Origin of the sequence: Bradyrhizobium sp. SZCCHNS2022 (assembly GCF_032377575.1) — a bacterium.
Taxonomy (GTDB): Bacteria; Pseudomonadota; Alphaproteobacteria; order Rhizobiales; family Xanthobacteraceae; genus Bradyrhizobium; species Bradyrhizobium aeschynomenes.
Genome location: NZ_JAUHHZ010000001.1, coordinates 4196852 through 4213269, shown reverse-complemented (window position 1 = coordinate 4213269; position 16418 = coordinate 4196852). Strand labels below are relative to the sequence as shown.

Genomic DNA, 16418 nt, shown 5'->3' with positions numbered 1-16418 from the left:
TTACCTTGACAGATCGTTGACATCGATCGGGCGGAGTTCGTCGCGTGCTGCTGAACAATATGAAGATCGCCCCCAAGCTGGCCATCGTGGTCGGTGTCGCTCTCCTGGGGCTTGCCGCGGCCGGTAGCTTCGCCGCCGACCTGATGCATCGGGAGATGGTCAACGCCCGCATCGAGCAGTGCAGGGCCATCGTCGAGACCGCGCGCAACATGGCGCTCGGCCTCATCAAGGAGGTCGAAGCCGGCAAGATGACGAAGGAGGCGGCGCTCGACGCGTTCATCGACCGCGGCCGGACGATGACCTTCGACAAGGGCGCGGGCTACCTGTTCGCCTATACGATGGACGGGATCGTGGTCCTGTCCCAAAACCCGAAGCAGCGCGGCGAGAACGTCATCGATTTCGAGCTCAACGGACGCAAGCTGGTCGTCGAGCTGCGCGACGGCGTCGCCAAGAACGGCGACGTGACCCTGCACTATGAATATCTGCGTCCGGGCCAGGAGCAGCCGACCCGGAAGATTTCCTATGCGGTCATGATCCCCGGCTGGAACACGTTCGTCGGCACCGGCGTCTATGTCGACGATCTCGATGCCAAGATGCAGCCGCTGAAATGGATGATTTGGATGGCCTGCGCCGGCATCGCGATCGTCGCCGGCGGCATCGCCTGGCTGATCAGCCGCAGCATCAGCGTGCCGCTGGATCGCCTCGGCGTCCGCATGCGGGAGATCGCCGACGGGCGGCTCGACGGCGAGATCCCCGGTGTCGGCCGCGGTGACGAGATCGGCGGCATGGCGGCCACGGTCCAGATCTTCAAGGACAATGCGGTGCGGATGCGCGAGCTCGAGCAGGCGGAGGCCGCGAACAAGCAGCGCGCCGAGACGGAGCGGCGCGCCGCGATGCAAAATCTCGCGGCTGACTTCGAGCGCAGCGTCAACGGCATCGTCCGCTCGGTGGCCTCGGCGGCGGAGGGCATGCAGCACACCGCGGAGTCGATGACGTCGACGGCGAGCGATGCGAGCTCACGCGCCTCTACGGTCAGCGCCGCCACGCAGAGCGCGAACGACAATGTCGGCACCGTGGCGTCCGCGGCCGAGGAGCTGTCGAGCTCGGTCAACGAGATCTCCCGTCAGGTCGCACGCTCCAGCGAGATCGCCAGCAGGGCGGTCGGCGATGCCGAGCGCACCAATGCCACCGTGCAGGTGCTGTCGACCGGCGCCGAGAAGATCGGCGAGGTCGTCAAGCTGATCCACTCGATCGCGGCGCAGACCAATCTGCTGGCGCTGAACGCGACCATCGAAGCTGCCCGCGCCGGCGAATCCGGCAGGGGGTTTGCCGTCGTCGCCTCCGAGGTCAAGGCGCTGGCCAACCAGACGGCGAAGGCGACCGAGGAGATCTCGGCGCAGGTCGCCGCGATGCAGACCTCGACGCAGGATGCGGTCGCCGCCATCGGCGGCATCACCCAGACCATCGCCCAGATGAGCGAGATCACCAACTCGATCTCGACCTCGATCTCCCAGCAGGGCGACGCGACCCGCGAGATCGCGCGCAACATCCAGTCGGTCGCCGCCGGCTCGAACGAGATCAGCGCGCATATCGGGGGCGTCACCAAGGCCGCGGAAGCGACCGGTATGGCCGCCTCCGAGGTGCTGGCGAGCGCGCGCGAGCTCGACAGCCAGTCCGGGCTGCTGCAGCAGGCCGTCGACGGCTTCATGGCAAAGGTACGGACGGCGTAGCCGAAGCAGCCGCGCTGACGTCGCGCCTCGCTCAGGCGACCTTGGTGCGGCCCGTGCGCGACGCGATGATCACGCCGGCGATGACCAGCGCGTAGCCGATCAGGTGGAACGGCTTCAGCTCCTCGCCGAGCAGGAGGATGGCCAGCACCGAGCCGAACAGCGGCACGAGATGCAAAAACGGCGCGGCGCGGTTCGGCCCGATCAGGCCGATGCCGCGGTTGAAGAACAGATAGGCCAGCGTCGAGGCGAACACCACGACGTAGCCGAGCGTCAGGACCGACAGCAGATCGAGCTGCAGCACGAAGCCGGAGGCGTATTCCCAGGCCGCCAGCGGCAGCAGCAACAGCGCGCCCAGGGCGGTGCAGGCTGAGATCAACGACAGCTGGTGCACGGCCGGCCGTCGCGTCATGACGGCGGAATAGATCCCGAACACCAGCAGCGCGCCCGCAAACATCAGGTCGCCGCGGTTGAACTGAATGGCGGCCAATGCGCCGAGGTCGCCGCGCAGCAAGATGACCAACACGCCTGTCAAGGACATCGCGATGCCGGCGAGCTGCGCCGCCGTCAGCCGGACTCCGAACAGCACGAGCGACCACAGCGCGACGAACAGGGGAGCCGAGGATTGGATCAGCAGGCCATTGAGCGCCTGGGTGTACTGCATCGCCCAATAGGACAGCGCGTTGTTGATGGCGAAGCCGGTCAGCGCCAACACCAGCAGAAGCGGCCAGTTCGCCAGCAAAATGCGCCAGTCGCGCACGAGATGAGTTCGTGCGAACGGCCATAGCATCAGGAAGGTGCCGATCCAACGGATGCAGGACAAGGTCAACGGCGGCACGTGGCCGGCGACGTAGCGCGCCAGCACGATGTTGCCGGCCCAGAACAGCGACGCCAGCGTCAGCAGCAGATAGGGCTGGTTGTTGAGCCAGGCGAACGGCGAGGATGGCTTGAGGTCGTCGGCGGGCAAGGGAGGCGGGATGCTCTGACGGGAGAAGCCGGGAGGGTGGGCCAAATCCCGGCTCAACGCAATGCGCCGTCGCGAATTGGTGCCATGCAGGCGCTCTCGTTCAGTAGTCCGCGCCTCATGTCGCCTGCTTGCGCGAGGCCACGTAGACCCCGCTCAGCACCAGGGCAAAGCCGATGACGTGGAAGATCTGCGGCTGCTCGCCGAGGAACACGAACGCCATGATCGAGCCGAACACCGGCACGACGTGGAAGAACGGTGCGGCGCGGTTGGCGCCGATCAGGAGCACGCCGCGGTTGAAGCAGAGATAGGCGATGGTCGAGGGAAAGATCGCGACGTAGAGCAGCGACAGCAGGTTCTGGGCATCGAACGCCATCACCGGGCGGGCGTTGAGTTCCCAGATCAACAGCGGGATCAGGCTGGCTGCGCCGCAGCCGAAGGTGAAAGCGACCATCGACAGACCGTGGATCTGAGGCCGCTTGATCGTCAGCACCGAGTAGAAGCCGAACACCGCCATCGCGACCAGGAAGATCAGGTCACCCTTGTTGAAGCTGATGTCGGCGAGCGCGGTAGGGTGGCCGCGCGTCAGGATCAGCAGCACGCCTGCGAGCGACAGCACGATGCCGATCGCCTGCGCCAGCGTCAGGTGCACGCGCAGCAGCAGCATCGACCACATCGCGACGATCAGCGGGCCGCCGGATTGCAGCAGCAGCGTGTTAAGTGCCTGGGTATATTCGAGCGACCAGTATTGCAGCGTGTTGAACGCGCCGATGCCGGTCACCGACAGCGCGATCATGATGCCCAGCTTGGACCGGATCGCCGGCCAGTCTTGCCGCAACTGCTTCCAGGCCAGCGGCAAGATCAGAAGGAACGCCAGCGACCAGCGCAGGAACGACAGCGTCACCGGTGGGATGTGACCGGCTGCGAGGCGGCCAACGACCGCGTTACCGGCCCAGCACAGCGCGGTGATGCTGAGCAGCACGTAGGGTTGGTTCGCGATCCAGGCGCGCGCAGGCGCGGCGGATGCAGGGGGATCGGCGGCGGTCATACGGCGGTTTTGGACCCGGTTCGTGCGCCGCGGCATTCGGCCCGGTTGTCCCGGCCGCTGTTTCCTCCCCGGCCTTCTCGACAGACACCAATTGCCGTTGCCCATCAAGAGGGCAGATGCATCGCGACCATGCAGCCAGGGCGGTCATGAATGTCCATGCTGACGGTGATGCCTGTGGTGACGTCGTGGACGTCCGGTTCTCACGGCGAAAGACTTGAGCGCTTCCGCGCTGACCAAGTAGGCGGCGACCAGGACCGCGATGCCAGCCAGCATGGCAACGGGCGGGGCAACGAAGCCGAACCATGCGCCCGCCGGTGTGAAGGGAACAATGAGCGCGGCGAACAGCGCGGTCAGCGACGAGGCCGTCAGCATCGGATCGGCCCGATTGCTCCATGGTCGCCCGTTGGTCCGGATGATGAAGATGACGAGAATCTGCGTCGCCATGGATTCGAGGAACCAGGCCGTGCGGAACTCGTCGGGCGTGGCGTGGAACAGATAGAGCAGCGCGCCGAAGGTCAGGAAGTCGAACAGCGACGATAACGGCCCCATGATCCCGGCGAAGCGCAACAGCCGCTTCATGTCCCAGCGCTGCGGCCGCGCGGTCGCCTGCGGGCTGACGCGATCGAAGGGAATGCCGAGCTCGGAGAGGTCATAGAGCAGGTTGTTGAGCAGGATCTGCGTCGGCAGCATCGGCAGGAACGGCAGCACGATCGAGGCGACCGCCATCGACAGCATGTTGCCGAAGTTCGAGCTCGCGCCCATCCGGACGTATTTCAGGATGTTGGCAAAGGTCCGCCGGCCCTCCTCGACGCCGTCGGCGACGACCTCGAGATCGGAGGAGAGCAGGATCATGTCGGCCGCGGACTGTGCCACGCCGGTCGCACCGTCGACCGACAGGCCGATGTCGGCCACCTTCAGCGCCGGCGCATCGTTGATGCCGTCGCCGAGGAAGCCGACGACCTCGCCCGAGGCCTGCAGCGCCTTGACGATACGCGATTTCTGATCGGGGGCGAGCCGTCCGAAGGCGTCGGCCGAGCGAACCTGCACCGCGAGCGCCTCATCGCTGAGCTCGGCGATGTCGCTTCCGGACAGCACGCGGTCGGCCTTCAGGCCGACCAGTCCCGCCAATCGTTTGACGACCACGGGATCGTCGCCGGAGAGAATCTTCAATGCGATGCCGGCGCGGGCGAGCTGTGCGATCGCGGCTGCCGCCGTCGGCTTGGGCGGATCGGCGAAGGCGCACAGGCCCTCGAAGATCAGTTCCTGCTCGTCCTCGGTCTCGATTTCGCGGGCCACACCGCTCCAGGGTTTCGAGGCGATCGCGACGGTGCGCAGTCCCTCGTGGGCCAGTGCATGAACGCGCTCGCGCATCGCGTGACGACCATTGTCGTCGAGCGCGGCGATGGTGCTGCCCTGCCTTTGCTGCGTGCAGAGCTCGATGACGGCCTCCGGCGCGCCCTTCACGATCAGGATCTGCTCGGTGCCGCGGATTGCCAGCACGGAGCCGAGTCGGCGCGAGAAGTCGAAGGTCTGCTGGCCGCCCAAGGCCCATCCTGCTGCGGCCTGATCGGCACCTGCGAGCAGCGCGGTATCGAGCGATCCGCGATCGCCGCCGAGCGCGGCGGCAATCGCGCCGAGCTCCGCGGCGCGCGGATCGTTGCGGCCGTCCGCCGCGATGCTGCGGGCCAGCGTGATCTCCGCCGACGTCAGCGTTCCCGTCTTGTCGGTGCACAGCACCGACATCGCGCCGAGGTCGTGGATCGCCGCGAGCCGCTTCACGATCACCTTGCGCTTGGCCATGCGCAGCGCTCCGCGCGACAGCGTCACCGTCGTGATCATCGGCAGCAGCTCGGGCGTCAGTCCGACCGCGAGCGCGACCGAGAACAACAGCGAGTCGAGCACGTCGCGGCCGAACACCACGCGAAAGGCGAGCACGATGACGACCAGCGCCAGTGTGAGTCGTGCGACGACCAGACCGAACTCGTGCAGATCGCGCTCGAACGGCGTACGCACCTGTGCTTCCGCCAGTGCCGAGGCGGCCGCCCCGAACATCGTGTTCGGCCCGGTGTTGACGACGAGAGCGACGGCTTCGCCGGTCTGCGCCACCGAGCCGCGGAACAGCGCGTTCGACGTATCGTTCTCGTCGCTGGGAAGGTCGGCCTGCTTGGTCACGGGATAGGGCTCGCCGGTCAGGGCAGCCTCGCCGGCGGTGAAAGCCTTGGACTCGAGAATCAATGCATCCGCCGGAACGATGTCGCCGGCGCGCACGCGCACGATGTCGCCGGGCACGACCAGGTCGACATCGATCTCGCGATAGGCGCCGTCGCGCTTGACCTCGGCCTTCAAGGCCACGGAGCGCCGCAGCTCCTCCGCGGCCTTGACGGCATGGCCCTCCTGAACGGTATCGAGTCCGATCGACAGCGTCAGGATCAGGACGATAATTGCGCCGCCGATCACGTCGCCTGTCACCATCGAGATGATGCCGGCGACGAGCAGAATGAGCGATAGCGGCTCGAGCAGCCGGCGCAGCACGGCGCGCAGGGGGCCAACGACGTGCGACGGAGAGTCGGCGTTGCGGCCATAGAGTTGCAGCCGCTGTTGTGCGTCGGACTCGCCGAGTCCCTTCAAATCGCAGCCCAGGGACGCTCCGACCTGCGCGGGCGAGAGGCGCCAGAACCGGGGGAGGCCGGAGGTGGTTTCCGTGGTCACGCGCGCCCGTTCATGTTCGTGGACAGATGTTCACGGCTGAATTGCACGAAGCATCGTGCCCCGGTTGACCTAGCGCAACATCCCGATGCGCCCATGACCTAATTTCCAGGAACCGCGCCGCAGGGCTGGCGGCTGCAAGTTGACGAGCACGAGGACGAGATCCCGCCCGGTCCGCCGGGCGCATCTGTATTGATGGACATGGTCGACCAAGCTGCAGCCCTCACGCGTCAGAACAGCAAGCCAATGCCGAAGGTGTGGACCGCCTTGCTGGCGCATCGCTGGTTCATTCTGGCGGTCGTGCTGCTGCTCGGCCTCGGCGGCTGGCAGAGCGTGCGCGTCATGCTCGGCCCGGCGATCTCGGTCGATCAGGTCCGGCGCGGCGATCTGGTCGAGACGGTCGTTGCCAGCGGCCATGTCGAGACGCCGTTCCGCGTCGAGATCGGCAGCCAGATCACGGGCACCGTCGATGAAGTTCTCGTGCTCGAAGGCCAGCGTGTCACCAAGAGCCAGCCGCTGATCTCGCTGGAAGCGCGCGAGCTCAAGGCTGCGGTGGTGCAAGCCCAGGGACAGGTCGCGCAGGCCGAAGCGCGGATGCGGCAGCTCGCGGAGCTGACCTTGCCCTCGGCGAAGGAGGCGCTGCGCCAGGCGCAGGCGACGCTGCTCAACGCGCAGCAGAGCTATGATCGGACCTCGCAACTGACCGGCAATGGCTATGCCACGCGCGCCGCGCTCGACGAGGCGCAGAAGACGTTGGATATCGCTCTGGCGCAGAAGCGCGCGGCCGAATTCCAGGTCTTCACCGCCAGCCCGGGCGGTAGCGACCACGTGATGGCGGAGACGCAGCTGAACCAGGCGCGCGCCAATCTCGACACGGCTCAATCGCGGCTCGGCTACGCAACGATCTCGGCGCCCCGCGATGGCGTGCTGATCACGCGCAATGTCGAGAAGGGGACCGTGGCCCAGCCGGGCAAGGCGCTGCTGGTGCTGGCGCCTGCCGGCGACGTCCAACTCGTCCTGCAGATCGACGAGCGCAATCTCGGCAAGCTGGCGCTCGGCCAGGCGGCGCTGGCCTCGGCGGATGCCTATCCCGACAAGCGCTTCGCGGCCGTCGTCAGCTACATCAATCCCGGCATCGATCTGTCCCGCGCGTCCGTGCAGGTCAAGCTGACCGTCAAGGATCCGCCGGACTATCTGCGCCAGGACATGACGGTGTCGGTCGACATCGAGGTCGCATCGCGCAAGGACACGCTCGAGCTGCCGGTGCGCTCGGTACATGATCTCACCTCCGGGCAGCCCTGGGTGCTCGGCATCAAGGACGGCCGCGCCGTCAAGCTGCCGGTGCGCGCCGGCATTCGCGGCAACAGTCATGTCGAGATCGTCGACGGCTTGAATGCGGGTGACGTCGCGGTGCCCCAGAGTTCGGGTGTCGTGACCGGACAGCGCTTTCGTCCGGTGCTGCCGTGAACCGCTGGCTGCCGTTCGAGTGGATCGCGGCGGTGCGCTTCCTGCGCGAAGGACGTCTGCAGACCTTGTTCATCATCGGAGGCATCGCGATCGGCGTCGGCGTGATCGTGTTCATGTCGGCGATGCTGGCGGGTCTCGAGGCCAACTTCATCAAACGCGTGCTGACCTCGCAGCCGCAGATTCAACTGCTGACGCCGGATCAGGTCGCGCGTCCCCTGCGCAACGGCAACGGCGTCATCGAGGATCCGATCGTGCAGCGCCCGAGTCAGCGCGTGATCTCGATCGATCAATGGCCCAAGATCCGCGACCAGATGCTGGCGATGTCGGAGATCACCGCGGTGTCGCCGACCATTTCCGGTTCGGCGCTGGCCATTCGTGGCGATGCCAGCCGCGCCGTAACCTTGTCCGGCGTCGAGCCGGAGAGCTACTTCAAGATCGTGCGCGTGCCGGACTACATCGTCGCCGGCGAGCCGCGGCTGACCAGCGACGACATCATCATCGGCACCGAATTGGCCAGGGAGCTCGGCGCGATCGTTCGTGACAAGCTCAATGTCCAGGCCGCCTCCGGCGCCAATCGCGTGCTGACGGTGACCGGCCTGGTCGATCTCGGCAACAAGGGCGTCAATCAGCGCGCGGCGTATGTCGCGCTGCGCACTGCGCAGTCGCTGCTCGGCATGGTCGGCGGCGTCACCACCATCGACATCACCGTGAAGGACATCTACGCGGCGGAGGATATCGCCCAGCGCATCCAGGCAGCGAACCTGGTCAAGGCCGACAGCTGGATCAAGACCAATGCGCAGTTCTTCACCGCGGTGCGCGCGCAGGAGACCTCGAACACGCTGATCCGCGTCTTCGTTGCGCTCTCGGTCGCGTTCGGCATCGCAGCCGTGCTGATCGTCTCGGTGATCCAGCGCTCCAAGGAGATCGGCATTCTCAGGGCGATGGGGACCTCGCGCGGCCAGATCCTGCGCGTGTTCCTGCTGCAGGGCGGGCTGCTCGGCTTCATCGGCTCACTGTTCGGCGCCGCGATGGGAGCGGGGGCGTTGATCTATTGGCATGCGGTTCAGCGCCAGGCTGACGGTTCGGAACTATTTCCCCTGATCCTCGAACGCCGGCTCTTCATCATCACGGCCCTGATCGCGACGGTGACGGGGCTGCTCGCGGCGACCGCGCCGGCGTTGCGCGCGGCCAAGCTCGATCCGGTGGTGGCGATCCGTGGCTGAGGTCATCCTGCGTCTGGAGAAGGTCTGCAAGGCCTACAATGTCGGCCAGCCGACCGAGAGCGAGGTGCTGCACGACATCGACCTCGAGGTCGACCGCGGCGAGTTCGTTGCGCTGATCGGTCCGTCCGGCTCCGGCAAGAGCACGTTGCTCAACATCGTCGGCCTGCTCGACCGGCCGACCTCCGGGCGACTGACGATCAAGGGCCAGGACACCGCCGCGCTCAGCGATGCCGAGCTCACCCATCTGCGCGGCCACACCATCGGGTTCATCTTCCAGTCGCATCTGCTGATCTCCGCCTTCACGGCCAAGGAGAACGTCATGATGCCGCTGCTGGTCGATCGCGGTTTTCCGAGTCCGGAGATCGAGGCGCAGGCCGCCAAGCTGCTCGACCAGGTCGGTCTGGCGAAGTTCGCGGGCCATCTCGCAAGCAATATGTCGGGCGGCCAGCAGCAGCGCGTCGCGGTGGCGCGGGCGCTGGCGATGAACCCGGATCTGGTGCTGGCGGACGAGCCGACCGGCAATCTCGACACCAAGTCGGCGGAGGCGGTCTTCGCCCTGCTGCAACAGGTCAATCGCCGGGTCGGCACCAGCTTCCTGCTGGTCACCCACAACCTTGATCTGGCGCGGCGCTGCGACCGCATCATCGAGGTTGTCGATGGGCGCATTCAGGCCTGACCGGCGACGGTGCTGATCAGCAGCTGTGCGTCCGGTTCGCAACTTCGATCGTAGATTCGCCGCCGTTCCAGTGCTCAATGAGCATGCCTGGGTCAGGGCGCCGACAGAAGCGCCGGCCCGGGTCGCCCATCCGCAGCCGGGGCGGCATGAAATTTTGGGGCTTATCAAAGGCTTGGTGGCGCTGTTGTGTGCTCCGAGGGCCCGTTCTTGCTTGCCTAGCCCGGCGGCTTCCTTTATCCGGTGGGTCGCCTCGCAAGCGAGCGGTCCCGGCCGCGATTTGGGCTGGGCGCATGGTTGGCCAGGCTGGCCCCTCATCGGAAGCGATATCGTCCGAGCCGATCGTGCTGTTTTGGATCTTGGCAGAGGAAAGAGCTGCGAATGGCTAACGTCGTCGTCGTCGGCGCCCAGTGGGGTGACGAGGGGAAGGGCAAGATCGTCGACTGGCTGTCGGAGCAGGCCGACATCGTCGTTCGCTTCCAGGGCGGCCACAACGCCGGTCATACGCTCGTCATCAACGGCGCGACCTACAAGCTGGCGCTGCTGCCGTCGGGCGTGCTGCGCACCGGCAAGCTGTCGGTGATCGGCAATGGCGTCGTGTTCGATCCGCAAGCCTTTCTCGACGAGGTCAGCAAGCTGCAGTCGCAGGGCCTGTCCATCAGCCCGGACAATCTGCGCGTCGCCGAGAACGTCACCCTGATCCTGCCGCTGCACCGGGAGCTCGATGCGCTCCGCGAGTCCGCGAGCGCCGCGACCGCGATCGGCACCACCCGCCGGGGCATCGGTCCGGCCTATGAGGACAAGGTCGGCCGTCGCGCGATCCGCCTGATGGACCTCGCCGACCTCGACACGCTGCCGCACAAGATCGACCGCCTGCTCGCCCACCACAACGCATTGCGCCGCGGGCTCGGCCTGGAGCCGATCGACGGCAAGGTCATTCTGAACGAGCTGACCGCGCTGGCGCCGAAGCTGCTGCCTTATACCGAAACGGTTTGGCGGCTGCTCGACATCAAGCGTCGCGAGGGCAAGCGCCTGCTGTTCGAAGGCGCACAGGGCGCGCTGCTCGACGTCGATCACGGCACCTACCCTTACGTGACCTCGTCCAACACGGTGGCGGCGCAGGCTGCGACCGGCGCCGGCCTGGGGCCGGGCGCGATCGGCTACGTGCTCGGCCTCTGCAAGGCCTACACGACGCGGGTCGGGCAGGGACCGTTTCCCACCGAGCAGGACAACGAGACGGGCCGGAAGATCGGCGAGCGTGGCCGCGAGTTCGGAACGAATACCGGCCGGCCGCGTCGTTGCGGCTGGTTCGATGCCGTCCTGGTTCGCCAGGCGGTGCGGACTTGCGGCATTAACGGTCTTGCACTGACCAAGCTGGACATTCTCGACGGTTTCGACACCATCGAGGTCTGCACCGGCTATCGGCTGGACGGCAAGGAGATCGATCATTTCCCGGCAGGCGAAGGCGCTCAGGCCCGGGTCGAGCCGATCTACGAGACCATCGAAGGCTGGAAGCAGCCGACGGCGAACGCACGCTCCTGGGCCGATCTGCCGGCCCAGGCCATCAAATACGTCCGACGCATCGAGGAACTGGTGGGTTGCCCGATTGCGCTGCTTTCCACCAGCCCCGAACGCGAGGATACTATTCTGGTCCAGAATCCCTTCGAAGCGTGAAGGGACCCGACAGCGCAGCCCGCGAATTGAGTTGATATGGCCGACTACTACCCGCTGATAGCCCGCGCCATTGCCGGATTGGACCCCAACGCTCCCGGCGAAAGCCGGCGCGCGCTTTATGAGCGGGCACGGGCGGCGCTGATCGCGCAGCTGCGCAGCGTCCAGCCGCCGCTCAGCGAATCCGAGATCACCCGCGAGCGCCTGTCGCTCGAGGAGGCGGTCCGCAAGGTCGAGGCCGAAGCGGCTCAGCGCGCCCGCGAGGCACAGCGGGCTTCCAGCGGCGCGGCCCGTCCCGGCGATGCGCTGCGCCGGGCCGGCGCGCGCAATCCCGATGCTCCGGCGGCCCCCGCAGCTCAGCCCGGCCCGACGCCCGAACAACCGGCGGCTCCCGCTGCGCGACCGCGGCCAGCTGCTGGGTCCCCAGTCCCTCGCAACGACCGTCCGCCGACTGGTCCTGAGCCGGCCGAGACACGGTCCGCCCGTCCTCCGCGGCCCGAGTCGCCGGTTGCCGCGGCAGCCCCGGCTGCACCGGCTCGGCCGCAGCCGCCACAGGTCGCGTCCCAGGACGTGCCGCCGTTGCGCGAGCGTCCGGGCCCCCAGCGACGGGGGCAGGACAACAACGGCACCGCCGCTGCGACGCCGTCGATGCGTGGCTTCCGGGACATCACCGCCGATGTCGACGATCTCGGCAAGGCGACGGCCCAGGCCAATCGCGCCGCGCGCAAGACCTACGCCAATGTTCCGGCGACCGACCTCGACCGCCTCGACGGCGATGATGACCGGCCGCCGCTGCCCGCCGAGCCGGCCTATTCCTATGACGAGTCGGTCCAGGAAGCCGAGCGCTACGCGGTGCCGGCCACCGCCTCGGCCCGTCCGCGGACGGCCGGCGAACGCGAGGCCAAGAAAAAGCCGGAGCGCAGTGGATCGACCTTCCCGTTCAAGGCCGCCATTGCTGCCGGCATCGTGCTGATCCTGATCGGCGCCGGCATTCTGTGGGGCCGTCCGCTGGTCGGAACCGTCAGCAGCCTGTTCAAGTCGACCTCGACGGTCGAGGCGCCGAAGGACGCCGGGGCGCCGCTGAGCAAGCCGAAGATCACCGACCGCGTCGGCCAGTCGCCATCCTCGGACCAGATCGCGCCGGTGGCCCAGAAGGTCGTGCTCTACGACGAGGATCCGGCCGATCCGAAGGGCAAGCAGTATCTCGGCACGGTGGTCTGGCGCACCGAGCAGATCAAGGCGACAGGCACGCAGAAGGCTGACATCGCCGTGCGGGCCGACATCGAGATTCCCGATCGCAAGTTCAAGATGACGATGTCGTTCCGCCGCAACACCGACACGTCGCTGCCGGCGAGCCATACCGCCGAGCTGACCTTCATCCTGCCGCAGGATTTCGCGGGCGGAGGCGTCGGCAACGTGCCGGGCATCCTGATGAAGTCCAACGAGCAGTCGCGCGGTACGCCGCTGGCGGGCCTCGCGGTCAAGGTGACCGACGGCTTCTTCCTGGTCGGTCTCTCCAATGTCGACGCCGACCGGACCCGCAACGTGCAGCTCCTGAAGGAGCGCTCCTGGTTCGACGTTCCCTTGGTCTACACCAACCAACGCCGGGCGATCATCGCGATCGAGAAGGGGGCTCCGGGCGAGCGCGCCTTCAACGACGCCTTCGCGCTGTGGGGAGACTGACCGGGCGGCACGGGCTTCGCGCCGTCGGCGGATCGGCGAGGCAGGAGGTTTGTCATGAAGCGATATCTCATCTTCGTGGCCGTCGGCCCCGCGCTGGGCGGCTTCGCGCTGCTTCTGGTCACCACCTACATGTCCGGCTACTGGACCAAGACCGATCCGGGTGAAGTGGCCAAGCTGTTCAAGGTGTTCGCCACGTCGCTGCAATACAGCTATCTGTTCGGCTTTCTGCCGGCGCTGATGATGTGCGCGATCGACGACATCCTGTTCCATGTCCGCCGCATCACGCCGGCGATCCGGATGCTGATCGTGGGCGGCATCGCCTTCGTTTTCGCCGGCTTCAACTATGCGTCCCACGGCTCCGAATACGGCGCGCTCCAGTGGATCCTGTATGGCCTCGTCGGCTTCATTCCGGCGACGGTATCGTCCTGGCTGGTTCACAAATTCGTCGATGAGCAACTTCCGGACGCCTCGCCGGCCCGGCCCAGCGAGCACGGAGCGTGACGGCGTGACGCAACTTGCGCCGCGCTGCCGCGTTTCTATGTGATGGGTATGCAAGACCAGATCTCCACCTCGCCCCGCCGCGCCTCCGGACGTGCCTCGCAGGCGCATTTCAGCGCCAATGAGGCGCGGGGGCCGATCATCGACCAGGATGGACGGGAGGTCCCGCAGGGAGGCTTCCAATCGTCGTTCAATGGCGCCTTCGTCGGGCCGGGCGGCGTTCGCTTCGACTTCCAGGGCGCCAATCCGTTCGGCAATCTGACACGCGAGCAGCGCATCGCCCGGCTCGAGGCGGTGGCCAGGCTGCTCGACGTCGCCTTCGTCGTGCCCGGCACCAACATCCGCTACGGCATCGACGGCATCATCGGCCTGATCCCGGTCGTCGGCGACCTCATCGCGACCGCGCTGTCGCTGTGGCTGGTGCGTGAGGCCCGCGCGCTGGGTGCGCCCTGGCACGTCATCACGCGGATGCTCGGCAACGTCGCGGTCGAAGGCGTGATCGGCATGGTGCCGGTCGCGGGCGATGCGTTCGACGTGCTGTTCCGCGCCAACATGCGCAACGCCAAGATCCTGCGGCGGTGGTTGGATACCCAGCCGCGCTGACCAACGGCAGAAACCGATAAAGAGGTCTCCATAAAAAAACTGCCCCGCACGAGGCGGGGCAGGGTGTCGTCTGATGGTCTGGCTGCCGTCAGGCTGCATCGGCGTCGGGCGCCTTGTCCTCGACGGCGCGGCGCGGCAGCGGAAACGCCTCGCTCTCATACAGGGTGCGGATGCCGTTCTGGTCGAACCGGGCTTCCTCGACCTGCAGATAGGCGCCATTCAGCGAGTCCGCCGGCAACTCCTCCATGGCGAAGCGCACGGCCTCGGCCGCGGTGCCGAACCGCCGATAGGCAAAGCCCGCCCGCTTCTTCTTGCGAATGGCGGCGGGAAACAGTTCGGCAGAGGTGTTGAAGTTGAACGGACGCATTGGACGCATGGTCTGAGACCTCTTCTTGTCGGCTAAGAGCGCTGACGCGAGCTTTCGAACGATCAAGCTTGGCAATGACGCCAGCGATTGCGGGTGTGGAGGGCGGTATTCTTGCCGCTCCAGGCGGCCCAGCCCTGCATGTCAGTTACGGCCCCTAATATAGGCCGATTTGACAGAAATGCGAATCCTGCCCGGTCACATCGTAAATCCGGGCTGCTTCCGGCCGTATTGAAATATCCTATTTTTTCAACAACTTAATTGATCTGCAACTTGTGAATGCAGGGGAGGCCGATCCGCACGGTGAAAATCTCGCGCCTTGTGGCCGATTTTGACCGCTCCGGGCGCGCCGGGCCGGGCCTGCCGGCCTCCCGGTACCGTTGCAAGAACGGGCCCGGGAGCGCCGGAAAGCGCCGGACAACGATCAGCGCGGCTTCAGCTTCAGCGCCGCCGAGTTGATGCAGTAGCGCAATCCGGTCGGCCCCGGACCGTCGGGGAAGACGTGGCCGAGATGACCCGAGCATTTCGAGCACAGCACCTCGGTGCGGACCATGCCGTGGGTATAGTCGGTCTCCTCGTCGACGTGGCTCTCGGCCGCCGGCGCGGTGAAGCTCGGCCAGCCGCAGCCGGAATCGAACTTGGCGTCGGATTCGAACAGCGTCTGGCCGCAGCCGGCGCAGACATAGGTGCCGGCGCGATGCTCATGCTCGTACTCGCCGGAGAAGGGACGTTCGGTCGCCTTCTCGCGCAGCACGGCATATTGCATCGGCGTCAGCTCGCGGCGCCACTCCGCCTCGCTCTTGACCACCTTGTCGCTCGTCTTGGTGTCGCTCATCCTCTTGTCCTCCGGCGGATCCGCCTGGGTCCGCCCTGTCGTCGTGCCGGTCGGCCTCAATTCGTCGCCTTGGCGTCCCTGACCAGCGTCGGCTTGTCGATGTAGTTCTCGGCGAAGATCTTCTTCAGATTGTCGATCTTCGGCAGGTCGTTATAGGCAATATAGGGCTGGCTCGGGTGCAGCGTCAGATAATCCTGGTGATAGTCCTCGGCCGGGTAGAACGCCTCGAGCTTGCCGACCTTGGTGACGATCGGCTTGCCGAACACCTTGGTCTTGTCGAGCTGGGCGATATAGGCCTCGGCGACCTTCTTCTGCGCCTCCGAGGTGGTGAAGATCGCGGAGCGATATTGCGGGCCCGAATCCGGGCCCTGCCGGTTCAGCTGCGTCGGGTCGTGCACGACGGAGAAGAAGATCTGCAGGATCCTGCCGTAGGAGATCTTCTTCGGATCGAACTTGATCTGCACGGACTCGGCATGGCCCGTGCTGCCGCTCGACACCGAGCGGTAGTCGGCCGTCGCCTTGGTGCCGCCGGCGTAGCCGGACACGGCGCTGACCACGCCGGCGGTGTGCTGGTACACGCCCTGGACGCCCCAGAAGCAGCCGCCGGCCACGACCGCCGTTTCAATGCCTTCGGCCGCCGGCTGGTCCTGGGCCGGAGGCGGGATCACCACGGCTTCCTCGGCGGCGTGGAGCGGCTGCCATGCCAGGATGCCGGCGGCCGCGATCGCGCCGAGCAGGGCAGTCTTGACGAAAAGGGAGCGGGTGAGGCGCATCTTGGGATCCTCTTTGGTGACTTGTCTCGTCTCGCCGGCCGGAACAGTGGCCCGGTCAAGCCTCTGTCGCAAGATACGTCGTCGGTCACAGGGCGTTACAGGGGCTGCCACACGACTGCGTGAACAGGACGACGGGACCGGGTTGCTGCGGCGCCCTGCTCCTCGCCTCTGGTCTTGGCCTCT

14 protein-coding genes are annotated in these 16418 nt (G+C 66.6%); 8 read left to right on the top strand and 6 right to left on the bottom strand.

Annotated elements, in window-relative coordinates; all coding sequences use genetic code 11:
- Nucleotides 1-44: 44 nt before the first annotated feature.
- Nucleotides 45-1730, top strand: a complete 1686-nt coding sequence (locus tag QXZ94_RS18885) for a methyl-accepting chemotaxis protein (protein WP_315721688.1) — start codon at nucleotides 45-47, stop codon at nucleotides 1728-1730.
- Nucleotides 1731-1761: 31 nt separating this feature from the next.
- Here QXZ94_RS18885 and QXZ94_RS18880 read toward each other — a convergent pair whose 3' ends face one another.
- From QXZ94_RS18880 to mgtA, 3 genes are all read right to left on the bottom strand, one after another.
- Complete coding sequence (locus QXZ94_RS18880; RefSeq protein WP_315721687.1) at nucleotides 1762-2694, bottom strand: DMT family transporter; 933 nt, start codon at nucleotides 2692-2694, stop codon at nucleotides 1762-1764.
- Nucleotides 2695-2809: 115 nt separating this feature from the next.
- Nucleotides 2810-3739 (bottom strand): DMT family transporter, encoded by a 930-nt coding sequence (locus tag QXZ94_RS18875; protein ID WP_172181371.1) that lies wholly within the window; start codon nucleotides 3737-3739, stop codon nucleotides 2810-2812.
- Between the two features lie 144 nt (nucleotides 3740-3883).
- A complete protein-coding gene (gene mgtA / locus QXZ94_RS18870; RefSeq protein WP_315721686.1) occupies nucleotides 3884-6448 on the bottom strand; it encodes a magnesium-translocating P-type ATPase in 2565 nt (854 codons plus the stop codon).
- A 198-nt stretch (nucleotides 6449-6646) separates the two neighbouring features.
- On the opposite strand from mgtA, the gene QXZ94_RS18865 reads away from it, so the two are divergent.
- The 7 genes from QXZ94_RS18865 (at nucleotide 6647) to QXZ94_RS18835 (ending at nucleotide 14263) form a co-directional block, all read left to right on the top strand.
- Complete coding sequence (locus QXZ94_RS18865) at nucleotides 6647-7912, top strand: efflux RND transporter periplasmic adaptor subunit (protein WP_315726368.1); 1266 nt, start codon at nucleotides 6647-6649, stop codon at nucleotides 7910-7912.
- Complete coding sequence (locus QXZ94_RS18860) at nucleotides 7909-9135, top strand: ABC transporter permease (RefSeq protein WP_315721685.1); 1227 nt, start codon at nucleotides 7909-7911, stop codon at nucleotides 9133-9135. Before QXZ94_RS18865 ends, QXZ94_RS18860 begins: the two co-directional genes overlap by 4 nt.
- Nucleotides 9128-9811, top strand: coding sequence for an ABC transporter ATP-binding protein (locus QXZ94_RS18855; RefSeq protein WP_315721684.1), 684 nt, complete (start codon nucleotides 9128-9130; stop codon nucleotides 9809-9811). The genes QXZ94_RS18860 and QXZ94_RS18855 overlap by 8 nt, the downstream gene beginning before the upstream one ends.
- Before the next feature lie 378 nt (nucleotides 9812-10189).
- On the top strand, nucleotides 10190-11482 hold the full coding sequence (locus QXZ94_RS18850) for an adenylosuccinate synthase (RefSeq protein WP_315721683.1): 1293 nt from the start codon (nucleotides 10190-10192) through the stop codon (nucleotides 11480-11482).
- 36 nt (nucleotides 11483-11518) lie between these two features.
- Complete coding sequence (locus QXZ94_RS18845; protein WP_315721682.1) at nucleotides 11519-13162, top strand: hypothetical protein; 1644 nt, start codon at nucleotides 11519-11521, stop codon at nucleotides 13160-13162.
- A gap of 54 nt (nucleotides 13163-13216) precedes the next feature.
- A complete protein-coding gene (locus QXZ94_RS18840; RefSeq protein ID WP_315721681.1) occupies nucleotides 13217-13663 on the top strand; it encodes a DUF5413 family protein in 447 nt (148 codons plus the stop codon).
- A gap of 48 nt (nucleotides 13664-13711) precedes the next feature.
- A complete protein-coding gene (locus QXZ94_RS18835) occupies nucleotides 13712-14263 on the top strand; it encodes a DUF4112 domain-containing protein (RefSeq protein ID WP_315721680.1) in 552 nt (183 codons plus the stop codon).
- 88 nt (nucleotides 14264-14351) lie between these two features.
- Here QXZ94_RS18835 and QXZ94_RS18830 read toward each other — a convergent pair whose 3' ends face one another.
- From QXZ94_RS18830 to msrA, 3 genes are all read right to left on the bottom strand, one after another.
- Entirely contained in the window at nucleotides 14352-14639 is a 288-nt protein-coding gene (locus QXZ94_RS18830) for a hypothetical protein (protein WP_172889812.1), read from the bottom strand.
- A gap of 412 nt (nucleotides 14640-15051) precedes the next feature.
- Nucleotides 15052-15462 (bottom strand): peptide-methionine (R)-S-oxide reductase MsrB, encoded by a 411-nt coding sequence (gene msrB, locus QXZ94_RS18825; protein WP_315721679.1) that lies wholly within the window; start codon nucleotides 15460-15462, stop codon nucleotides 15052-15054.
- A gap of 56 nt (nucleotides 15463-15518) precedes the next feature.
- Nucleotides 15519-16235, bottom strand: a complete 717-nt coding sequence (gene msrA, locus QXZ94_RS18820) for a peptide-methionine (S)-S-oxide reductase MsrA (RefSeq protein WP_315721678.1) — start codon at nucleotides 16233-16235, stop codon at nucleotides 15519-15521.
- Nucleotides 16236-16418 lie beyond the last annotated feature (183 nt).

Excerpts from the sequence above, each read along its gene's own strand:
- QXZ94_RS18875 (WP_172181371.1), bottom strand. The coding sequence starts at position 3,739 with ATGACCGCCGCCGATCCCCCTGCATCCGCCGCGCCTGCGCGCGCCTGG.
- QXZ94_RS18865 (WP_315726368.1), top strand. The coding sequence starts at position 6,647 with ATGGTCGACCAAGCTGCAGCCCTCACGCGTCAGAACAGCAAGCCAATG.
- QXZ94_RS18850 (WP_315721683.1), top strand. The coding sequence starts at position 10,190 with ATGGCTAACGTCGTCGTCGTCGGCGCCCAGTGGGGTGACGAGGGGAAG.
- QXZ94_RS18845 (WP_315721682.1), top strand. The coding sequence starts at position 11,519 with ATGGCCGACTACTACCCGCTGATAGCCCGCGCCATTGCCGGATTGGAC.
- QXZ94_RS18840 (WP_315721681.1), top strand. The coding sequence starts at position 13,217 with ATGAAGCGATATCTCATCTTCGTGGCCGTCGGCCCCGCGCTGGGCGGC.
- QXZ94_RS18835 (WP_315721680.1), top strand. The coding sequence starts at position 13,712 with ATGCAAGACCAGATCTCCACCTCGCCCCGCCGCGCCTCCGGACGTGCC.
- QXZ94_RS18830 (WP_172889812.1), bottom strand. The coding sequence starts at position 14,639 with ATGCGTCCAATGCGTCCGTTCAACTTCAACACCTCTGCCGAACTGTTT.
- msrB (WP_315721679.1), bottom strand. The coding sequence starts at position 15,462 with ATGAGCGACACCAAGACGAGCGACAAGGTGGTCAAGAGCGAGGCGGAG.
- msrA (WP_315721678.1), bottom strand. The coding sequence starts at position 16,235 with ATGCGCCTCACCCGCTCCCTTTTCGTCAAGACTGCCCTGCTCGGCGCG.